This window comes from Blastococcus sp. TF02A-30 (assembly GCF_003319185.1).
GTDB lineage: Bacteria > Actinomycetota > Actinomycetes > Mycobacteriales > Geodermatophilaceae > Blastococcus.
This window is the reverse complement of the sequence record NZ_QOHJ01000003.1, coordinates 421,158-439,130: the sequence shown is the minus strand read 5'-3', so window position 1 is coordinate 439,130 and position 17,973 is coordinate 421,158. Positions and strand designations below refer to the sequence as shown.

Genomic DNA, 17,973 nt, shown 5'->3' with positions numbered 1-17,973 from the left:
AGTCTTGTCCGCCGTAAGGGGCTGTGGCGCAGACCGGTAGCGCACCTCGTTCGCATCGAGGGGGTCAGGGGTTCAAATCCCCTCAGCTCCACCCGCACGACGAAGGCCGGACCCGATCGGGTCCGGCCTTCGTCGTTCTCAGCGGGCGTTGCGGAAGTCGGGGCGGCGCTTCTCCAGGAACGCGCGCACGCCCTCCCGGCCCTCCGGGTCGTCGGCGGACTCGGCGATGAGCTGCGCCTCGTCGTCCAGCTGCTCCTCCAGCGTGCGGGTCGCGGCGCGCCGGACCAGCGCCCGGGTGCGCACCATCGCGCGGATCGGCCCATCCGCGATCTCCGCGGCCACCCGCACCGCCGTCTCGAGCAGCTCCTCGTCCTCCACCAGCCGTGCCACCAGGCCGGTGAGGTGCGCCTCGGCGGCGGTCAGCGAGCCGTTGGTGAGCATCAGGTCCAGCGCGCGCGGGGCGCCGAGCGAGCGGGCCAGCGCCCAGGACGTGCCGCCGTCCGGCGTGAAGCCGATCGCGCCGTACGCGGGCCGGATCTTCGTCGTCCGCGCGCACACGACGACGTCGCAGGCGCCGATCAGCCCCACTCCGGCACCGGCGACCGCCCCCTGCACGCCCGCGATGACGGGGACCGGGCAGTAGAGCACCGCCCGGATGACCTCGTGCCAGTCGTGCGCCAGCTGCCCGACGAACCGGCCCGGCTCCTCGGCGGTGGCGAAGGAGCCGATGTCGCCGCCGACGCAGAACCGGGGGCCGTTGGCCAGGAGGAGCACCGCCCGCGCCTGCGGGGGGCGTGCCTGCAGCGCGGCCGCCAGTCCCGCGGCGAGCCCGGGGGTGAGCGCGTTACCGGTCTCGGGCCGGTCGAGGGTGATCCGCCAGACGTCACCGTCCAGCGCGGTGAGCACGTGCGGCCGGTCCTGCGGGTCGGTCATCGTCGTCCTTTCGCGGGGTGCCTCGCCGTCACCGTAGGGGGCGGGGGCCTCCGGCGTCAGGGACGGGCGTGCCGGCCGGCGGCCTCGGCGTGCAGCTCGTCGTCGATCGCGCCCGGGGCGCCGCCGAACTCGTCGGCGATCTCGCCGGCCACGTCGTCCTCCGCGGGGGCGTGCCCGCCACCGGCCATGTCGGCGTCGGCCTGCTGCAGCATCCGGTGCCCGGTGGCGAGCACCGCGACGGCGAGGACGACGCTCCCGGCGCCGACGACGAAGGGGACGTGGTCGGTGAAGTGCTCCGCCAGCTTGCCCGCGGCGTAGGGCGCCAGGCCGCCGCCGAGGAACCGGACGAACCCGTAGGCGGCCGAGGCGACGGGCCGCTCGACGGGCGCCACCAGCATGACCGCCTGCGTGGTCAGCGTGTTGTTGATGCCGATGAAGACGCCGCTCACGACGACGGTGACGACGACGACGGCCCGCACGTCGGCCCAGATGCCCATGACCGCCAGGTCGACGGCGAACAGCAGCAGCGCGGCGTAGAGCGACCGCGCGGTGCCGAACCGGTTCTGCAGCCGCGGGGCGCCGACCACCGAGAACAGCGCGACGAACAGGCCCCAGCCGAAGAACACGAAGCCGAGCTGGAGGGCGGAGAGCTCCATCGGGTAGGGCGCGTAGCCCATCATCGTGAAGAAGCCCCAGTTGTAGAGCAGCGCGGTGAGGCTCATGGTGAGCAGCCCGCGGTGCCGCAGCGCCTTCAGCGGGGCGGCCAGCGAGGTGGGGTGCGCCGGCCTGGGCGTCGGCTCGAGCAGGACGACGGTGGCCAGCAGCGCGATGGCCATGAGCGCGGCCACGCCGAAGAACGGCCCCCGCCAGCTGATGTCGCCGAGCAGGCCGCCGACCAGCGGGCCCGCCGCGATGCCCAGCCCCAGGGCCGCCTCGTAGAGGATGATCGCGCCGGCGAAGCCGCCCGAGGCGCTGGCCACGATGACGGCCAGCGAGGTCGCGATGAACAGCGCGTTGCCCAGCCCCCAGCCGGCGCGGAAGCCGACGATCTGGTCCACCGTGTCCGAGAGGCCGGCCAGCGCGGCGAAGACCACGATCACGACCAGGCCGGTGATCAGCGTGCGCTTGGCGCCCAGCCGGCTGGACACCCAGTTGGTGCCGAGCATGGCGACGGCGGTGACCACCAGGTAGCTGGTGAACAGCAGGCTGACCTGGCTCGGCGTGGCCTCGAGCTGCTCGGACAGCGCGGGCAGGATCGGGTCGACCAGCCCGATGCCCATGAAGCTGACGACGCAGGCGAAGGCCACCGCGTACACGGCCTTCGGCTGCTGGAACATGCTGGAACCGGCTGCGGGACTCACGCATTCGGTTGTAGAACGCAACTATTACCGGGTCAAGCGCGTCCTCAGAACCATGAGGAGAACCACATCCGGTCCACCCACTCGCCGTGCTCGAGGGGCTGGCCGGTGAGCACCGGGTAGAAGAACGCGAAGGTGCCGGCCACCAGCGCTACGTACACGCAGACCGCGCCGAGCCCCACCTTCCGGCGGAACGGGCGGTCCCGCGGGCCGAGCACGTCCTGGAGCAGGAGCGTCACCGCCAGGACGAAGAACGGCACGACCGGCGCCATGTAGAAGATGAACATCGTGCGCTCCGGGCTCATGAGCCAGGTGCCCCAGCCGGCGGCGATCGCGATCGCGGCCACCCCCGCCGCCGGGTCGCGGCGGGCCGTGATCCGCCACAGCAGCCACAGCGCCGCCGGCACGAAGAGCAGCCAGAGCGTCGGCGTCCCGACCATGAGGATGTAGCGGACCACCTGCCCGCCGCGCTCGTCGGTGAGGCCCTGCGGGTTCCACAGCAGGATCGGCCGGCCGGTGACCAGCCACGACCACGGGCCCGACTCCCACGGGTGCGGTGAGGACAGCCCGCTGTGGAAGCGCAGCCACTCGGCGTGCTGGTGCCACAGCGAGCGCACCGCGTCGGGGATCCAGGGGAACGCGGTGTCGGGGTTCTGCTGCGCCCACGCCTTGCCCTGCGAGGTCTCGCCGAGGAACCACCCGGTGAAGCTGGCGACGTAGGTGAGCACCGGGACCGCGGCCAGCGCCCACAGCGCGCCCGGAAGCCCGCGGCGGGCGACCGCGCGCGTGGGGCGCCGGTGCCCCGCGGCGCGCCGGGCGTTCCGCTCCCACAGCAGGGACGCGACGGCGAACGCGGCCAGGAACCAGACGCCGCTCCACTTCACCGCGCACGCGCAGCCGAAGAGGAAGCCGGCCGCCAGCCGCCACCCGCGCGGGCCGAGCCGCGCGTCGGCCGTCGTCGCGGCGAGGCGCTCCCGGACCCGGTCCCGGTCGACGACCAGGCAGGCCACCGCGGAGACGACGAAGACCTGGAGGAAGACGTCGAGCAGCCCGATGCGGGAGAGGGTGAAGGAGAGGCCGTCCAGCGCCAGGAGGAGGCCGGCGACCAGGCCGAGGAACGTGGAGCCGGTCAGCCGCCGGGTCAGCCGCACCAGGACGACGACGGCGACGCTCCCGGCGACCGCGCTGGGGAACCGCCAGCCGAAGGAGTCGTAGCCGAACAGCCACTCGCCGGACGCGATCAGCCACTTGCCGAGCGGCGGGTGGACGATGAACGTGTAGCCGCGGTTGTACTCGAACCCCCAGCGCAGCAGCTCCGCCGCCTCCGGCGGGTAGTAGGCCTCGTCGAAGAGCAGGTTCTTCGGGTAGCCGATGCCGACCAGCCGGCCGGCCAGGGTGAGGGCGCCGAGGACCCCGGTGAGCACCCAGGACAGCCGGGTGTCGGCCGGCAGCGGCGGGATGCGGTCGCGGCGCGGGCTCGGCGGCCGTCCGGTCCGGCCCGACGGCGTGCGCCGGGCCGGCCGCTCCGTCTCGTCCGGAGCCAGCACCGCCATGCGGTCAGGGTAGTGAAAGGACCTGCCTGCCCCCCGGCGCTCGCACGCTCGCCCCGGGTCCCTGCAGGCAGGCCTGACCGTGACAGGCTTCGCGGCGTGAGCGGACGGCTGGTGCTGGGCGGGGCGCCCCTGGGGCAGCCGGGCGACGTCGGTCCCCGGCTGCGGACGGCGATGGCGACGGCCGACGTGCTCGCCGTCGAGGACACCCGCCGGCTGCACCGCCTGGCCGCCGACCTCGAGGTCACGTTCACCGGGCGGGTGGTGACCTTCCACGAGTCGGTCGAGCGGTCGCGGCTGCCGGGGCTGATGGACGCGCTGACCTCCGGCGCCACGGTCCTGCTGCTCACCGACGCCGGCATGCCCTCGGTCTCCGACCCCGGCTACACGCTCGTGCGGGCCGCGATCGACGCCGGCATCGAGGTCACCTCGGTGCCCGGCCCGTCCGCGGTGACGACGGCGCTCGCGGTGTCCGGCCTGCCGGTCGACCGGTTCTGCTTCGAGGGGTTCCTGCCGCGGAGGTCGGGGGAGCGGCGCACGCGGTTCTCCGGCCTGTCCGACGAGCGCCGCACGATGGTGTTCTTCGAGTCGCCGCACCGGCTGGCCGACGCGCTGACCGACGCCGCCGCCGTGCTGGGCGAGGACCGGCAGGCGGCGGTGTGCCGGGAGCTGACCAAGACCCACGAGGAGATCCGCCGCGGTTCCCTGGCCGAGCTCGCCGCGTGGGCGGCCGACGGGGTGAAGGGCGAGATCACGCTGGTCGTCGCCGGGGCGCCGGAGCGCGCGGTCACGCTGACGCCGGAGGAGCTCGCCGCGGAGGTGGCGGCGGAGGAGGCCTCGGGGGCGACGCGCAAGGACGCGATCCGCGCCGTCGTCGAACGCACCGGACTGCCCCGCCGCACCGTCTACGACGCCGTCGTCGCCGCCAAGACCCCCTGACCCGTGGAGTCCGACGCGCGGGTGTGCGCGTCGCGGGCCTACCAAGGGCCGGAGTCCCCGGCAGCTGCACAGTCACGGCACCTGTGGACGACGGGACACCGTCGCGCCCCTTTCCGGCAGGGTTCCACCGGTGCCGCGCACGCCTCACCAGCCCGCCGACTTGCGCACCGACGAGCCCTTCCTGGGGTGGTGGGCCGTCGACGAGGGGCTGGTCACGCCCGACCAGTTGCGGAGCAGCGCCTGGCGGCGGGTCTTCCGCGGGGTCTACGTGCACCGGGACGTCGCGCCGACCCACGAGGTCCGTGCGAGGGCGGCCTGCGTCCTGCTGCCGTTCGCGGTCGTGAGCGGCAGGAGCGCGGCCACGCTCTGGGGCGTCGACCTGGCCGCCGCCGACGACGACGTGGAGGTGACGGTGCCACCCGGCTCGCACCCGAGGCGACCGCGGTCCGGCTCGCCGGCCTGCTCCCGGGCGACGCGGCGGTCATCGCCGTCGACCAGCTGGTCGACAGGGCCGCTGCGGACCTGGGCCGCGTCCGCGATCTCGCGACGCGCGCGCGTGGACGCGGTGCGGCACGAGCCAGGACGGCGTGCGCGCTCGCCGACGGGCTCGCGCAGTCCCCGCAGGAGACCAGGGTGCGGCTCCTCCTGCACCGGAGCGATCTCCCGACGCCGACGGCGCAGCACCGCGTCCTGGACGCCCGGGGACGTTTCGTCGCCATCGTCGACTTCGCCTGGCCGGAACGGAGGATCGCCCTCGAGTACGACGGGCGGTGGCACGGCGAGCCCGGGCAGTTCGCCAAGGACCGCGCGAGGCTCAACCGGCTCACGGCCGCGGGATGGCGGGTGCTCTTCGTGACCGCCGAGGACATGCGGGACCCGGCGCTGCTCCTCCGGCGGATCGCCGCGGCCCTGGCCTGGTGAGTGTGCGCGACGCGGGCCTACGACGCCCCGGAAGGGCCGGGAAGTGCACGCTCGGGGACGAGCGCGAGCGAGGGTGTCAGAGCCAGCCGTTGCGCTTGAAGCCGCGGTACAGGAACAAGCAGGCGCCCAGGATGACCAGCCACACCAGCAGGTAGCCGTAGCGCCAGCGCAGCTCCGGCATGTGCTCGAAGTTCATCCCGTAGATGCCGGCGATCGCGGTCGGGACGGCGATGATGCCCGCCCACGCCGAGATCTTGCGCATGTCCTCGTTGTCCGCCATCGAGGTGCGCGCCAGCGACGCCTGCAGGATCGACGTGAGCAGCTCGTCCAGCGACGCCACCTGGTCGCGCACCCGGATCGCGTGGTCCAGGACGTCGCGGAAGTAGGAGCGCATCGCCTCCGGGACGGCGTCGATCTGCCGCTCCGCGAGCTTCTGCAGCGGCACCTCCAGCGGGGAGACCGCCTTCCGCAGCGACAGCAGCTCCCGCTTGAGCTGGTACAGCCGGCCGATGTCGTCGGTCCGCTCGGCGCTGAACACCGAGGCCTCGAGCTCGTCGACGTCCTCCTCCACCGCCGCGGCGACGTCCACGAAGGCATCGACGACGGCGTCGGCCACCGCGTACAGCACCGCCGACGGGCCCAGGCAGAGCAGGTCGCGCTGCTCCTCCAGCCGGTGACGCAGGTCGCCGAGCTCCCCGTGGTGCCCGTGCCGCACGGTGATCACGTAGCGCTCGCCGAGGAACACCATCACCTCGCCGGTGTCGACCACCTCGCTGGTCGCGGTGAGCTCCTCGTGCGCCACGTAGGTCGCGGTCTTGAGCACCATGAACAGCGCGTCGTCGTACCGCTCCAGCTTGGGCCGCTGGTGGGCGAAGACCGCGTCCTCGACCGCGAGCGGGTGCAGGTCGTAGCGGTCGGCCAGCGCGGTGAGCTCGTCCTCGTTCGGCTCGTACAGCCCGAGCCACACGAAGCCGCCGCGGTCGGTCGCCATGCGCAGCGCGTCCTCGGGGGCCACCGCCTCCTGCCGTCGCCCGTCCACGTACACGGCGCAGTCGACGACGGCGCCGGTGCCGGCCGGCCGGGTGGCCGTGCGGGGCGGGCGCCCGGCCGGCCGGGGGCGCAGCGTGGGCGGCCCCTCGGGTGCCGGGCCGCCTGCGGCGCGGTCCGGCAGCGGCGGCGTCGTCGATCCGCCGGGCGACGTGTCGGCGCTGCTCATCGGGGCATCTCCTCTGACCGGGCCCCCGCAGCGTAGGCGTGCGCGGCCGACCGGATCTCCGAGGGAGCTCGACGTGGCCATGACGCGCCGGATCAAGTCGGTGGAGGAGTCCATCCGCGACACCGACGAGCCCGAGCACCGCCTCAAGAAGAACCTCTCCGGGCTCGACCTCACCGTCTTCGGGGTCGGCGTGATCATCGGGACGGGCATCTTCGTGCTGACCGGTGTGGTCGCCCGCGATCAGGCCGGCCCGGCCGCGGCGATCTCCTTCGTCATCGCCGGCGTCGTCTGCGGGCTGGCCGCGCTCTGCTACGCCGAGTTCGCCTCGACGGTGCCGGTGGCCGGGTCGGCCTACACGTTCTCCTACGCCACGTTCGGCGAGTTCATCGCCTGGATCATCGGCTGGGATCTTGTCCTGGAACTGGCGCTCGGGGCGGCGACGGTCGCCGTCGGCTGGTCGGGCTACCTCCAGCAGCTGCTCGACGACGTCGGCATCTCGCTGCCCACCTCGATCGCGGGCGAGGAGGCGCGGTTCAACATCCCGGCGATCCTCATCGTGCTGGCCATGACCGCCGTCCTGGTGCTGGGCATCAAGCTGTCCAGCCGGGTGACGGCGGTGATCGTCGCCATCAAGGTCGCGATCGTGCTGCTGATCGTCGTGGTCGGCGTCTTCTACCTGACCGCCGACAACTACAGCCCGTTCGTCCCGCCGGCCCAGCCGGCCGGCGAGGGCGAGGGCGGCTGGCACAGCCCGCTGATCGAGCTGCTCGGCTTCAGCCAGGGCACCTACGGCTGGGGCGGGGTCGTCGCGGGCGCCTCGATCGTGTTCTTCGCGTTCATCGGCTTCGACATCGTCGCCACCGCCGCGGAGGAGACCCGCGACCCGAAGCGCGACCTGCCCCGCGGCATCCTGGGCTCGCTGGTGCTGTGCACGCTGCTGTACGTGGCGGTGTCGCTGGTCGTCGTGGGCATGCAGAACTACACGGAGCTGAGCGCCACCGCCCCGCTGGCCGGCGCGTTCTCCAGCGTCGGGCTGACCGCCTTCTCCACGATCATCTCGATCGGCGCGCTCGCCGGGCTCACCTCGGTGGTGATGATCCTGATGCTGGGGCAATCGCGGGTGCTGTTCGCGATGAGCCGCGACCGGCTGCTGCCCCCGGGTCTGGCGAAGGTGCACCCCCGCTACGGGACGCCGTACCGCATCACCATCGCCACCGGCCTCGTCGTCGCCGTCCTGGCCGGGCTGGTGCCGCTGGACACGCTCGCCGAGATGGTCAACATCGGCACCCTGTTCGCCTTCCTGCTGGTGTCCGTCGGCGTGCTGGTGCTGCGCCGCACCCGCCCCGACCTGCCGCGCGCCTTCCGGGTGCCCCTGGTCCCGGCCCTGCCGATCGTCTCGGCGCTGGCCTGCTTCTGGCTGATGCTCAACCTCCCGGCCGACACCTGGCTGCGCTTCGTCGTCTGGATGGCGATCGGGCTGGGCGTCTACTGGCTCTACAGCTGGCAGCACAGCCGGCTGGCGACGCGCGACGTGGAGGCCCGGACGCCTGAACCCGCTCACCCGGAGGGGTGAGAACCGGGTCCGCGCCCTCAGGCAGCACCCCCGCGGAGCCGAGCTGAGCAGGGACAGCACCGACCGGCTCAGGGGGAACCTCCGTGGCGACCAGCGTCCTCGACGTCCGCGACACGTTCGCGCCGCCGCGCGCCTCCGTGCCCGCGCGGCCGGTCGCGGTGGCGACGACGGCGCCGCGCCGCCTGCCCGTGGCCGTGCTGGCCGCCGGCGGCATCGGCGTCCTGCAGGCCGTCGCGCTGCTGGCCGTGGGCCTCACCGAGCTGGACACCCTGATGGCCGCGCAGTCCTCGGGCGCCGTCGTCGGCCTGGCCCTGCTGGTGCTCGCCGGCTGGATCGTGACCTCCGCCGGTGGCGGTGCCGCGCTCCTCGACGGGTCGGGGCGCCGGCTGCTGCAGGGCGTCGCGGTCGCCGAGCTCGCCGGTCTGGTCCTCGTCGGCCTGGTGGCCGTCGTGGTGCCGCTGCCGGTGCCCACCACCCTGTCGCTGCCGGCGCTGCTGCTGCTCGCCGTCGCCCTGCCCGTGGGGAAGCTGCTCCTGGTCGGCTCGCCCTCGGCGAGCGCCTGGATCGCGGCCGGCCCGCGGGCCCGCCCGCGCGTCGCCGACCCCGTCGCCGAGAACCGCGGGCTGGCCACCGCGACGCTGGGTGCCATCGGGCTGGTGCTCGTCGCGGTCGCGCTCCTCGCGCCGGTCGACGACGCGCAGATCGCCGGCGAGACCGCCGCCACCACCGTCTACCAGCCCTGACCCGCACCGCCCGGCGATCCGGGTGGACGCGGCTCCGTACTGTTGGCCCGTGACTGATCGGCACATCCTCACCGCCGTCGCCTGGCCCTACGCCAACGGCCCGCGGCACATCGGCCACGTCTCCGGGTTCGGGGTCCCCTCCGACGTCTTCAGCCGCTTCCAGCGGATGAGCGGCAACCGGGTGCTCATGGTCAGCGGCACCGACGAGCACGGGACGCCGATCACGGTCGCCGCCGACGCCGAGGGCATCACGCCCCGGGAGATCGCCGACCGGAACAACCGGATCATCGTGCAGGACCTGCAGTCGCTCGGGCTGAGCTACGACCTGTTCACCCGGACGACGACGGCCAACCACGCCGCGGTGAGCCAGGAGATCTTCCTGGGCCTGCTCAAGAACGGCTACGTCTTCCCGAAGACGACCCTCGGGGCGATCAGCCCGAGCACCGGGCGCACGTTGCCCGACCGCTACATCGAGGGCACCTGCCCGATCTGCGGCTACGACGGCGCCCGCGGCGACCAGTGCGACAACTGCGGCAACCAGCTCGACCCGACCGACCTGATCAACCCGGTCAGCAAGATCAACGGGGAGACGCCGAAGTTCGTCGAGAGCGAGCACTACTTCCTCGACCTGCCGGCCTTCACCCGGTCGCTCGGCGACTGGCTGGCCAGCCGCAAGGGGTGGCGGCCCAACGTCCTCAACTTCGCCACGAACCTGCTCGAGGACCTCAAGCCGCGCAGCTACACCCGCGACATCGACTGGGGCGTCCCCATCCCGCTCGACGGCTGGCGCGACCGGCCGGACAAGCGCATCTACGTGTGGTTCGACGCCGTCGTCGGCTACCTGTCGGCGTCCATCGAGTGGGCCCGCCGCTCCGGTGACCCGGAGGCCTGGCGGCAGTGGTGGCAGACGCCGGACGCCGACGCCTACTACTTCATGGGCAAGGACAACATCGTCTTCCACGCCGAGATCTGGCCCGCGCAGCTGCAGGGCTACAACGGCGAGGGCGACAAGGGCGGCAGCCCCGGCTCGCTGGGCCGGCTGAACCTGCCCACCGAGGTCGTCTCCAGCGAGTTCCTCACCATGGAGGGGCGCAAGTTCTCCTCCTCCCGCCAGGTCGTCATCTACGTGCGCGACTTCCTCGCCCGCTACGACGCCGACGCCCTGCGCTACTTCATCGCCGTCGCCGGCCCGGAGACCCAGGACACCGACTTCACCTGGGAGCAGTTCCGCCGGCGCAACAACGAGGAGCTCGTCGCCGGCTGGGGCAACCTGGTCAACCGCAGCGTCTCGATGGCGGCCAAGAACGTCGGCGCCGTGCCCACCCCCGGTGAGCTGACCGACGACGACCGCGCGCTGCTGGCGACGACGTCGGGCGCCTTCGGCCCGGTCGGCGAGCTGCTCGCGCGCAACCGGCAGAAGGCGGCCATCGGCGAGGCCATGCGGGTCGTCGGCGAGGCGAACAAGTACCTGTCGGACCAGGCGCCGTGGAAGCTCAAGGAGGACCCGGCCCGCCGGGACACCGTGCTGCACACCGCGCTGCAGGCGATCAAGGACTGCAACGCGCTGCTGACGCCGTTCCTCCCGCACTCCTCCCAGCAGGTGCACGAGCTGCTGGGCGGCACCGGGGTGTGGTCGGTCGCGCCGGAGATCCACGAGGTGACCGACCTGGACGACGGTTCCCCGTACCCGATCATCACCGGCCCCTACGACCAGGGTCAGGCGGTCTGGGGTTCCACGCCGCTGGCCGCGCCGGGCACCCCGCTGGCCCCGCCGACGCCGATCTTCACCAAGCTCGACGAGTCGGTGGTGGAGGAGGAGCTGGCGCGCCTGGAGGAGAAGGCCGAGTGAGCCGTTCGGCTGCGTCCCGCGCCAACAAGCGGGGGGAGCCGCCGCCGTCCCCGGAGCCGCTGCCGGCGCCGGCGATCGACAGCCACACCCACCTCGACATCGTCCTGGACGGCTTCCGCCCCGACGGCGGTCCGACCTCGACCGACGCCGACGTCGACGCCGAGATCGCGGCGGCGGCGGCGGTCGGCGTCCCGCGGCTGGTGCAGGTGGGCGTCGACGTGCCGTCGTCGCAGTGGTCGGCGGCGCTCGCGCAGCGGCACCCGAACGTGCTGGCCGCCGTCGCGCTGCACCCCAACGAGGCGGGCGAGGGCAAGGCGACCGCAGAGGCGCTGGCCGAGATCGACCGGCTCGCCGCGCTGCCCCGGGTGCGCGCGGTGGGGGAGACCGGGCTGGACCGCTACCGCACCGGCCCCGACGGCTGGGCGGCGCAGGAGGAGTCCTTCCGCGCGCACATCCGGATCGCCAAGCGGCACGGCATCGCGCTGGTCATCCACGACCGCGACGCGCACGAGGAGATCCTCCGCGTGCTCGAGGACGAGGGTGCGCCCGAGCGGACCGTCTTCCACTGCTTCTCCGGCGACGCCGCGTTCGCGAAGGCGTGCGTGCAGCGGGGCTACGTCCTCTCGTTCGCCGGCACGCTGACCTTCGGCAACGCCGGCTACCTGCGCGAGGCCGCGGCGCTCACCCCGCTGGACCAGCTGCTGGTCGAGACCGACTCGCCGTTCCTGACGCCGGTCCCGCTGCGCGGTCGCCCCAACGCCTCCCGCCTGGTGCCGCACACGGTCCGCGCGCTGGCCGACGTCACCGGCGTCGACCTGGTCCGCCTCTGCGACGCCCTGACCGCCAACGCCGAGCGGGTCTTCGGGCGCTGGGAGGCGGACGCGCCGCGCCGCTGAGCGCGTCGGCGGGGCACACTGGGGCCGTGGGTCGGTTGATCGCGGTCGTGCTCTTCATCGCCGTCCTGGTGCCCGGGGTCCTCCTGGCCAGGGCGTGGTCCCTGGCGGCCGGTCGCCGGGCGGTCGCGGGCGCCGCGGTCGCCCTGGCCGAGCCCACCGAGGCGGGGGCCCTGGCGCTGCAGCGCCAGGCGCAGCACGGCCGCCGCTGGCGCGGGCTGGGCTGGCTGCTCGGCGTCGCGGGGATCGCGGGCAGCGTGGTCCTGTGGGCCGAGGCGTCGGTCTTCCTGTGGGTGCCGGCGCTGGCGCTGGGCCTCCTCGCCGGGGTGCTCCTGGCCGAGGTCACCCGCCCGCGGCCGCGCTGGGCCCTGGCGCAGCCGGTGCGCCGGCCGCGCCTCGGGGAGCTGATCTCGGGCTGGCTGGTGTGGAGCATGCGGGCGGTCGTCGCCGGTGAGATGGCCGCCGCGGTCTGGCTGTGGTCGGCCGGCGAGCTCCCGGACGCGGTGGGGTGGACGGCCGTCGCCGGGCCGGCGGTGGCCTGGGCCCTGGCCGAGGTGGCCCTCCTGCGCGCCCTGCTGCGCCCGCTGCCGGCCGCCGGCGCGGACGTCCCGGCCGACGAAGCCCTCCGGACCTGGACCGCCCACCTGGTGACGGCGGCGGCCGGCGTGGTCGCGCTGCTGCCGCTGGGCGCGCTCCTGCTGGCCGCCGGCATCGGGCTGGGCGACCGGGTGACCGAGCACTTCGACCTGCTCCCGGTGGCGCTGGTCGCCGGGGGTTTCTCCGCCCTCGCGGCCGGGGTCGCGGTCGCCGGCTTCCTCCTGACCTGGCTGCGGCCGGTGCGCGCCGGGCAGCCCGCCCTCGCCGGCTGAACCCGCCGCCCGCCTGCCCCGCGTGCCGGCGGTTCACCCTGTGCGTTTGCTCACCGGCCCTGCTCGGGCCTGAGGGACGGCCGGCCCGTCCCGCACGGCACGTCGGTCACGTCGGGTGTCGGCGTGCCCACATCGAGTTGTCGACATGGTCTGGTTCACTGCTCGTGCACTCGTGCTCACCGTTCGCTGTTCGTTATCGTGTCGTGACCGACAGCCGGGGTGGAGAACGCCCCGGGTCGCGTCGCCCGGCCCACCGGCCGAGCGGGTGACCCGGAGCGGACCGCAGCGGGCAGCCGTCCACCGCGGCGCGCACGCTTCTCCTGCCCGGGTCCCGTGACCCCTGGAAGTGTCGTGCGCCGCTCTCTCCAGCTCAGCCTCTTCGCCCTGGTCCTGCTCGGACTCGTGGGCGGGACGCTGGCGTTCCTCGTGGCCCAGAAGTCCGTCACGCTCACCATCGACGGGCAGGCCCAGGAGGTCGGCACGTACGCCGACACCGTGGCCGAGGTGCTTGAGGAGGAGGGCCTGGAGCCGGCCTCGCACGACGTGCTGCTGCCGGCCGCGGACCAGCCGATCACCGACGGCGACACGGTGGTCCTCAACCGCGCCCGCCCGCTCCAGCTGTCGATCGACGGCGTGGACCGCGAGGTGTACGTGACCGCGCTCTCGGTCGAGGAGGCCCTCGACCAGCTCGGGCTGCGCGCCGAGGGGCTGGTCCTGTCCGCCAGCCGCAGCGAGCGGCTGCCGCTGGACGGCATGGCCCTGCAGATCACCACCCCCAAGGACGTCGTCCTCGTCGCCGACGGCCAGGAGCGCGTGGTCACCACCACCGCGGCGACCGCGGCCGACCTGCTCGCCGAGCAGGGCATCGTGCTCGGCGAGACCGACCGCACCAGCCTCTACCCGAACCAGGCGCTGCTGGCCAAGATGCGGCTGCAGGTCTTCCGGGTGCAGGTCTCCGAGGTCACCGTCGCCGAGCCGATCGCGCACGAGGTCGCCGAGACGGCCGACCCCGAGGCGTTCGTGGGCCAGAAGAAGGTCACCACGCCCGGCGTCGACGGCGAGCAGACGGTCACCTACCGCGTCACGGTCACCGACGGGGTCGAGACCGCCCGCGAGAAGCTGACCTCCGCCGTCACCAAGCAGCCGGTCACCGAGCAGGTCGCCGTGGGCAGCAAGGCCCGCCCGGCCAACGCGCCGTCGGCCGACGGGCTCAACTGGGCCGCCCTGGCCGCCTGCGAGTCCGGTGGTCGCCCCAACGCGGTGAGCAGCACCGGCAAGTACCACGGCCTCTACCAGTTCTCCGTCGGCACCTGGCAGGCCGTGGGTGGCACCGGCCTGCCGTCCGCCGCGAGCCCCGACGAGCAGACCTACCGCGCGCAGCTGCTGTACCAGCGCTCCGGCGCCGGCCAGTGGCCGCACTGCGGCCCCCGCCTGTTCAGCTGATGAAGGACCCCGCTGCCCCCCACCGCTCGCTCGCTCGCGGCGGGCCCCTGCAGCGGGGCCTGAACTGAGCACCTCAGCCGAGCAGCCCGACGGGCTCCTGGGCCCGGCCGCGATCCGCGAGCTGGCCCAGGAGCTCGAGCTCCGGCCCACCAAGACGCTCGGGCAGAACTTCCTGCACGACGCGAACACGATTCGCCGGATCGTGCGGACCGCCGGGCTGCGGCCCGACGACGTCGTGCTCGAGGTGGGCCCGGGGCTGGGCTCGCTGACCCTCGGGCTGCTGCCGGCCGCCGCCCGCGTGACGGCGGTGGAGATCGACGAGCGGCTGGCCGTGCGGCTGCCGCGCACCGTGGCCGAGCGCCGTCCCGACCTGGCCGACCGGCTGACCGTCGTCCGCGAGGACGCGCTGCGGGTGCGCGAGCTGCCCGGCCCGCCGCCGACCGCGCTGGTGGCCAACCTGCCCTACAACGTCGCCGTCCCGGTCCTGCTGCACCTGCTCGAGCTGCTGCCCACGCTGGACCGGGCGCTGATCCTCGTCCAGGCCGAGGTGGCCGAGCGGCTGGCGGCCGGCCCGGGCACGGCGGCGTACGGCATCCCGTCGGTCAAGGCCGCCTGGTACGGCGAGGTGCGCCGGGCGGGCAACGTCGGCCGGCGGGTGTTCTGGCCGGAGCCCAACGTCGACTCCGGCCTGGTGTCGCTGGTCCGCCGGCCACCGCCGCCCGGCGACCGCGCCGCGACCTTCGCCGTCGTCGACGCGGCGTTCGCGATGCGCCGCAAGGGGCTGCGCGCGGCGCTGGCCCGCTGGGCCGGCAGCCCGGCGGCCGCGGAGGCCCGGCTCCGGGCGGCCGGCATCGACCCGGCCATCCGCGGCGAGCAGCTGTCGGTCACCGACTTCGCCCGCCTGGCCGCGGTCGGCGGGGAGCCGGCGTGACCGTCGTCGCCCGTGCGCCGGCGAAGATCAACGTCCTGCTCGCCGTCGGTCCGCTGCGGTCCGACGGGTTCCACGAGCTGCGCACCGTCTACCTCGCGGTCGGCCTGCACGACACGGTCACCGCCGGCCCGGGCGAGGGGCTGGCGCTCACCGTCAGCGGCGAGGGGGCCGGCGGCGAGGTGCCGGTCGACGGGCGCAACCTGGTGTGGCGGGCCGCCGAGCTGCTGGCCGCGCACGCCGGCGTCCGCGCCGACGCCACGCTGCACGTCGACAAGTCGATACCGGCGGCGGCCGGGCTGGCCGGCGGCAGCGCCGACGCCGCAGCCGCGCTCGTCGCCCTGGACGCGCTCTGGGGCACGCGGGCCGCGCGCTCGGACCTGCTCGAGCTGGCCGCCCGGCTCGGCAGCGACGTCCCGTTCAGCCTGCTCGGCGGGGTGGCGCTGGGCACCGGCCGCGGCGAGCAGCTGGCCCCCGTGCTCACCGACCGCACCTGGCACTGGGTGCTGGGCATCGCGGGGGAGGGGCTGTCCACACCCGCGGTCTACGCGGAGCTGGACCGGTTGCGCGCGGCGGGCCGGGTCCCCGACGGGACGCAGCTGCTGCCGGCCGAACCGGTCCTCGCGGCGCTGCGCTCCGGGCCGCCGTCGGCGCTGGCCGCCGCCCTCGGCAACGACCTGCAGGCGCCGGCCCTCGGGCTGCGGCCGGAGCTGCGACGAGCGCTGCGGGCGGCCACCGACGCCGGCGCGGTGGGGGCCCTGGTGAGCGGCTCCGGCCCGACCGTCGCCGCGCTGGCCGAGGACGAGCGGTCCGCCGTCACCCTGGCCGCGACGCTGGCCGGCGAGGGCGTGTTCCGGACCGTGCGCGCCGCCTCCGGTCCGGTGCCCGGCGCCCGCCTGATCAGCTGACGCCGGGCCCCTCCACCAGGCGCGGGTGCGCGTCGAGGTGCGCCAGGCCGTTCCAGGCCAGGTTCACCAGGTACGCGGCGACCACGCGCTTGTCGTGCACGCGGTTGTCCAGCCACCACTGCCCGGCCAGCGCCACCATGCCCACCAGCGCCTGGCTGTAGAGCTCCGCGGGCCGCGGGTCGTGGTCCCGGGCGTCGAACTGGGCGGCCAGGAGGTGCTCGACCTCGCGGGCGACCTCACCGATCAGCGAGGAGTAGCTGCCCCGGCCGCCGGTGACCGGGGCGTCGCGGGTCAGGACCAGGAAGCCGTCGGTGTCGGACTCGATGTACTCCAGCAGCACGAGCGCCGCCCGCTGCAGCAGCTCGCGCGGGTGGCCGGGCGTGGACAGCGCCGCCGTGAAGCGGCCGAGCAGCAGCTGCATCTCCCGGTCGACGACGACGGCGTGGAGGCCCTCCTTGCCGCCGAAGTGCTCGTAGACCACGGGCTTGCTGACGTCGGCCCGCGCCGCGATCTCCTCGATCGAGGTCGCCTCGAAGCCCTTCTCGGCGAACAGCTCGCGGGCGACATCGAGCAGCTGCTGGCGGCGCTGCGCGCCGGTCATGCGGACCCGTGGCCGGGCGGGGGTGCTGCTCACGCGCGCCATCCTGCCCGGACGTGCCGCCCGCTCAGCGGGCGGCCGGCACCGGCTCCCGCCGCTTCGCGGCCAGACGGACGGGGTCGGGCCACTTCACGTTCGACGCCCAGCCGGCCTTCTCGAACAGCCAGATGACCCGGGCGCTGATGTCGATCTGCCCGCGCAGCACGCCGTGCCGGGCGCAGGTCGGGTCGGCGTGGTGCAGGTTGTGCCAGGACTCGCCGGCGCTGAGCACGGCCAGCGGCCAGAAGTTCGTGGCCCGGTCCCGGCCCTTGGAGACGAACGGCCGGCTGCCGACGACGTGGCACACCGAGTTGATCGACCAGGTCACGTGGTGCAGCAGCGCCACCCGGACCAGGCCGGCCCAGAAGAACGCCGACCACGCGCCGGCCCAGCTCTGCGTCACCAGGCCGCCGATGAGCGCGGGGGCGGCGAGGCTCAGGAAGGCCCAGACGACGAACAGCCGGCTGGTGGCGACCAGGGCGCCGTCCTTGAGCAGGTCGGGCGCGTAGCGCTCCTGGCTGGTCTTACGCCGGTCGAACAGCCAGCCCAGGTGCGCGTGGAACATGCCCTTGAGCAGCGCCCGCAGGTCGGTGCCGTAGCGCCACGGGGAGTGCGGGTCGCCGGCCCGGTCGGAGAAGGCGTGGTGCCGGCGGTGGTCGGCCACCCACTGGATGACCGGTCCCTGGATCGCCATCGAGCCGGCGGCCGCCAGCGCCAGCCGCAGCGGGCGGCGGGCCTTGAAGGAGCCGTGCGTGAAGTGCCGGTGGTAGCCGACCGTGACGCCGAGCAGGGTCAGGTAGTAGAAGCCGACCGCCAGGCCCACGTCCAGCCAGGACAGGCCCCAGCCCCACACGGCGGGGACGACCGCGACCAGCGCCAGGAACGGGACGGCGACGATCACGAAGAGCGTCACGATCTCCAGCGAGCTCTTGCGCCGGCCGATCGCGCTGGCCGGGAGCCCGGCGTGCGGGTCGGCGAGCGGGGGAGCGGTGGGCCGGGTGAGGGCGGGAGCGGACAAGGGGCCTCCGGGGCAGGGGAGCGGGGCAGCCGGACGGCGCGTCCGCGGAGAGCGGGGAACTGCCCGCAACCTACGGCAGCGTAGGGAGCCGGGCGACCCGGCCTCCGAGCCCGGCGCGTGCCCCCGCGCCCCCGCGGCCCTTAGGCTCGCCGCGGGCGCCGGTGCGCGCCCCCGCGGCCGCAGCGCGCGCCGCGG

General features: G+C 74.5%; 16 protein-coding genes and 1 tRNA gene. 11 read left to right on the top strand and 6 right to left on the bottom strand.

The window, feature by feature from the left end:
- Window positions 1-17: 17 nt before the first annotated feature.
- Window positions 18-91: transfer RNA gene (locus DQ241_RS09320), tRNA-Ala, on the top strand.
- A gap of 47 nt (window positions 92-138) precedes the next feature.
- Here DQ241_RS09320 and DQ241_RS09315 read toward each other — a convergent pair.
- The 3 genes from DQ241_RS09315 to DQ241_RS09305 are packed head-to-tail and all read right to left on the bottom strand — an operon-like array spanning window position 139 to window position 3,844.
- Entirely contained in the window at window positions 139-933 is a 795-nt protein-coding gene (locus DQ241_RS09315; RefSeq protein WP_113829876.1) for an enoyl-CoA hydratase/isomerase family protein, read from the bottom strand.
- Window positions 934-989: 56 nt separating this feature from the next.
- Window positions 990-2,294, bottom strand: a complete 1,305-nt coding sequence (locus tag DQ241_RS09310; RefSeq protein ID WP_199584227.1) for an MFS transporter — start codon at window positions 2,292-2,294, stop codon at window positions 990-992.
- 44 nt (window positions 2,295-2,338) lie between these two features.
- The gene (locus tag DQ241_RS09305; RefSeq protein WP_113829874.1) at window positions 2,339-3,844 is read right to left on the bottom strand and encodes a dolichyl-phosphate-mannose--protein mannosyltransferase; all 1,506 of its coding nucleotides are present in this window, start codon (window positions 3,842-3,844) and stop codon (window positions 2,339-2,341) included.
- 96 nt (window positions 3,845-3,940) lie between these two features.
- Between DQ241_RS09305 and rsmI the strand changes: the two genes are divergently transcribed.
- Together rsmI and DQ241_RS21075 are read left to right on the top strand one after the other, a co-directional pair.
- Entirely contained in the window at window positions 3,941-4,780 is an 840-nt protein-coding gene (gene rsmI, locus DQ241_RS09300; protein ID WP_113829873.1) for a 16S rRNA (cytidine(1402)-2'-O)-methyltransferase, read from the top strand.
- Window positions 4,781-5,413: 633 nt separating this feature from the next.
- Window positions 5,414-5,701, top strand: a complete 288-nt coding sequence (locus tag DQ241_RS21075) for an endonuclease domain-containing protein (RefSeq protein WP_233492331.1) — start codon at window positions 5,414-5,416, stop codon at window positions 5,699-5,701.
- Between the two features lie 76 nt (window positions 5,702-5,777).
- On the opposite strand, the gene corA is transcribed toward DQ241_RS21075, so the two are convergent.
- Window positions 5,778-6,917 (bottom strand): magnesium/cobalt transporter CorA, encoded by a 1,140-nt coding sequence (corA, locus tag DQ241_RS09290; protein ID WP_113829872.1) that lies wholly within the window; start codon window positions 6,915-6,917, stop codon window positions 5,778-5,780.
- Window positions 6,918-6,996: 79 nt separating this feature from the next.
- Between corA and DQ241_RS09285 the strand changes: the two genes are divergently transcribed.
- The 8 genes from DQ241_RS09285 (at window position 6,997) to DQ241_RS09250 (ending at window position 16,123) form a co-directional block, all read left to right on the top strand.
- Entirely contained in the window at window positions 6,997-8,490 is a 1,494-nt protein-coding gene (locus tag DQ241_RS09285; RefSeq protein ID WP_113829982.1) for an amino acid permease, read from the top strand.
- Between the two features lie 83 nt (window positions 8,491-8,573).
- Window positions 8,574-9,233 (top strand): hypothetical protein, encoded by a 660-nt coding sequence (locus tag DQ241_RS09280; RefSeq protein ID WP_113829871.1) that lies wholly within the window; start codon window positions 8,574-8,576, stop codon window positions 9,231-9,233.
- Between the two features lie 49 nt (window positions 9,234-9,282).
- On the top strand, window positions 9,283-11,082 hold the full coding sequence (gene metG, locus DQ241_RS09275; RefSeq protein ID WP_113829870.1) for a methionine--tRNA ligase: 1,800 nt from the start codon (window positions 9,283-9,285) through the stop codon (window positions 11,080-11,082).
- A complete protein-coding gene (locus tag DQ241_RS09270; RefSeq protein WP_113829869.1) occupies window positions 11,079-11,978 on the top strand; it encodes a TatD family hydrolase in 900 nt (299 codons plus the stop codon). The genes metG and DQ241_RS09270 overlap by 4 nt, the downstream gene beginning before the upstream one ends.
- A 26-nt stretch (window positions 11,979-12,004) precedes the next feature.
- The gene (locus DQ241_RS09265; RefSeq protein ID WP_113829868.1) at window positions 12,005-12,844 is read left to right on the top strand and encodes a hypothetical protein; all 840 of its coding nucleotides are present in this window, start codon (window positions 12,005-12,007) and stop codon (window positions 12,842-12,844) included.
- A gap of 351 nt (window positions 12,845-13,195) precedes the next feature.
- Window positions 13,196-14,287, top strand: coding sequence for a resuscitation-promoting factor (locus DQ241_RS09260; protein ID WP_113829867.1), 1,092 nt, complete (start codon window positions 13,196-13,198; stop codon window positions 14,285-14,287).
- A 202-nt stretch (window positions 14,288-14,489) separates the two neighbouring features.
- A complete protein-coding gene (gene rsmA / locus DQ241_RS09255) occupies window positions 14,490-15,218 on the top strand; it encodes a 16S rRNA (adenine(1518)-N(6)/adenine(1519)-N(6))-dimethyltransferase RsmA (protein WP_233492330.1) in 729 nt (242 codons plus the stop codon).
- Window positions 15,215-16,123, top strand: a complete 909-nt coding sequence (locus DQ241_RS09250; RefSeq protein WP_113829866.1) for a 4-(cytidine 5'-diphospho)-2-C-methyl-D-erythritol kinase — start codon at window positions 15,215-15,217, stop codon at window positions 16,121-16,123. Before rsmA ends, DQ241_RS09250 begins: the two co-directional genes overlap by 4 nt.
- Here DQ241_RS09250 and DQ241_RS09245 read toward each other — a convergent pair.
- Together DQ241_RS09245 and DQ241_RS09240 are read right to left on the bottom strand one after the other, a co-directional pair.
- The gene (locus DQ241_RS09245) at window positions 16,116-16,757 is read right to left on the bottom strand and encodes a TetR/AcrR family transcriptional regulator (RefSeq protein WP_233492329.1); all 642 of its coding nucleotides are present in this window, start codon (window positions 16,755-16,757) and stop codon (window positions 16,116-16,118) included. The two genes, DQ241_RS09250 and DQ241_RS09245, sit on opposite strands and share 8 nt — an antisense overlap.
- Window positions 16,758-16,788: 31 nt before the next feature.
- A complete protein-coding gene (locus DQ241_RS09240) occupies window positions 16,789-17,778 on the bottom strand; it encodes an acyl-CoA desaturase (protein WP_113829865.1) in 990 nt (329 codons plus the stop codon).
- Window positions 17,779-17,973 lie beyond the last annotated feature (195 nt).

Bases quoted from the DNA above. Each gene is read 5' to 3' on its own strand.
- DQ241_RS09315 (WP_113829876.1), bottom strand. From the start codon at position 933: ATGACCGACCCGCAGGACCGGCCGCACGTGCTCACCGCGCTGGACGGT.
- corA (WP_113829872.1), bottom strand. From the start codon at position 6,917: ATGAGCAGCGCCGACACGTCGCCCGGCGGATCGACGACGCCGCCGCTG.
- DQ241_RS09305 (WP_113829874.1), bottom strand. From the start codon at position 3,844: ATGGCGGTGCTGGCTCCGGACGAGACGGAGCGGCCGGCCCGGCGCACG.
- DQ241_RS09285 (WP_113829982.1), top strand. From the start codon at position 6,997: ATGACGCGCCGGATCAAGTCGGTGGAGGAGTCCATCCGCGACACCGAC.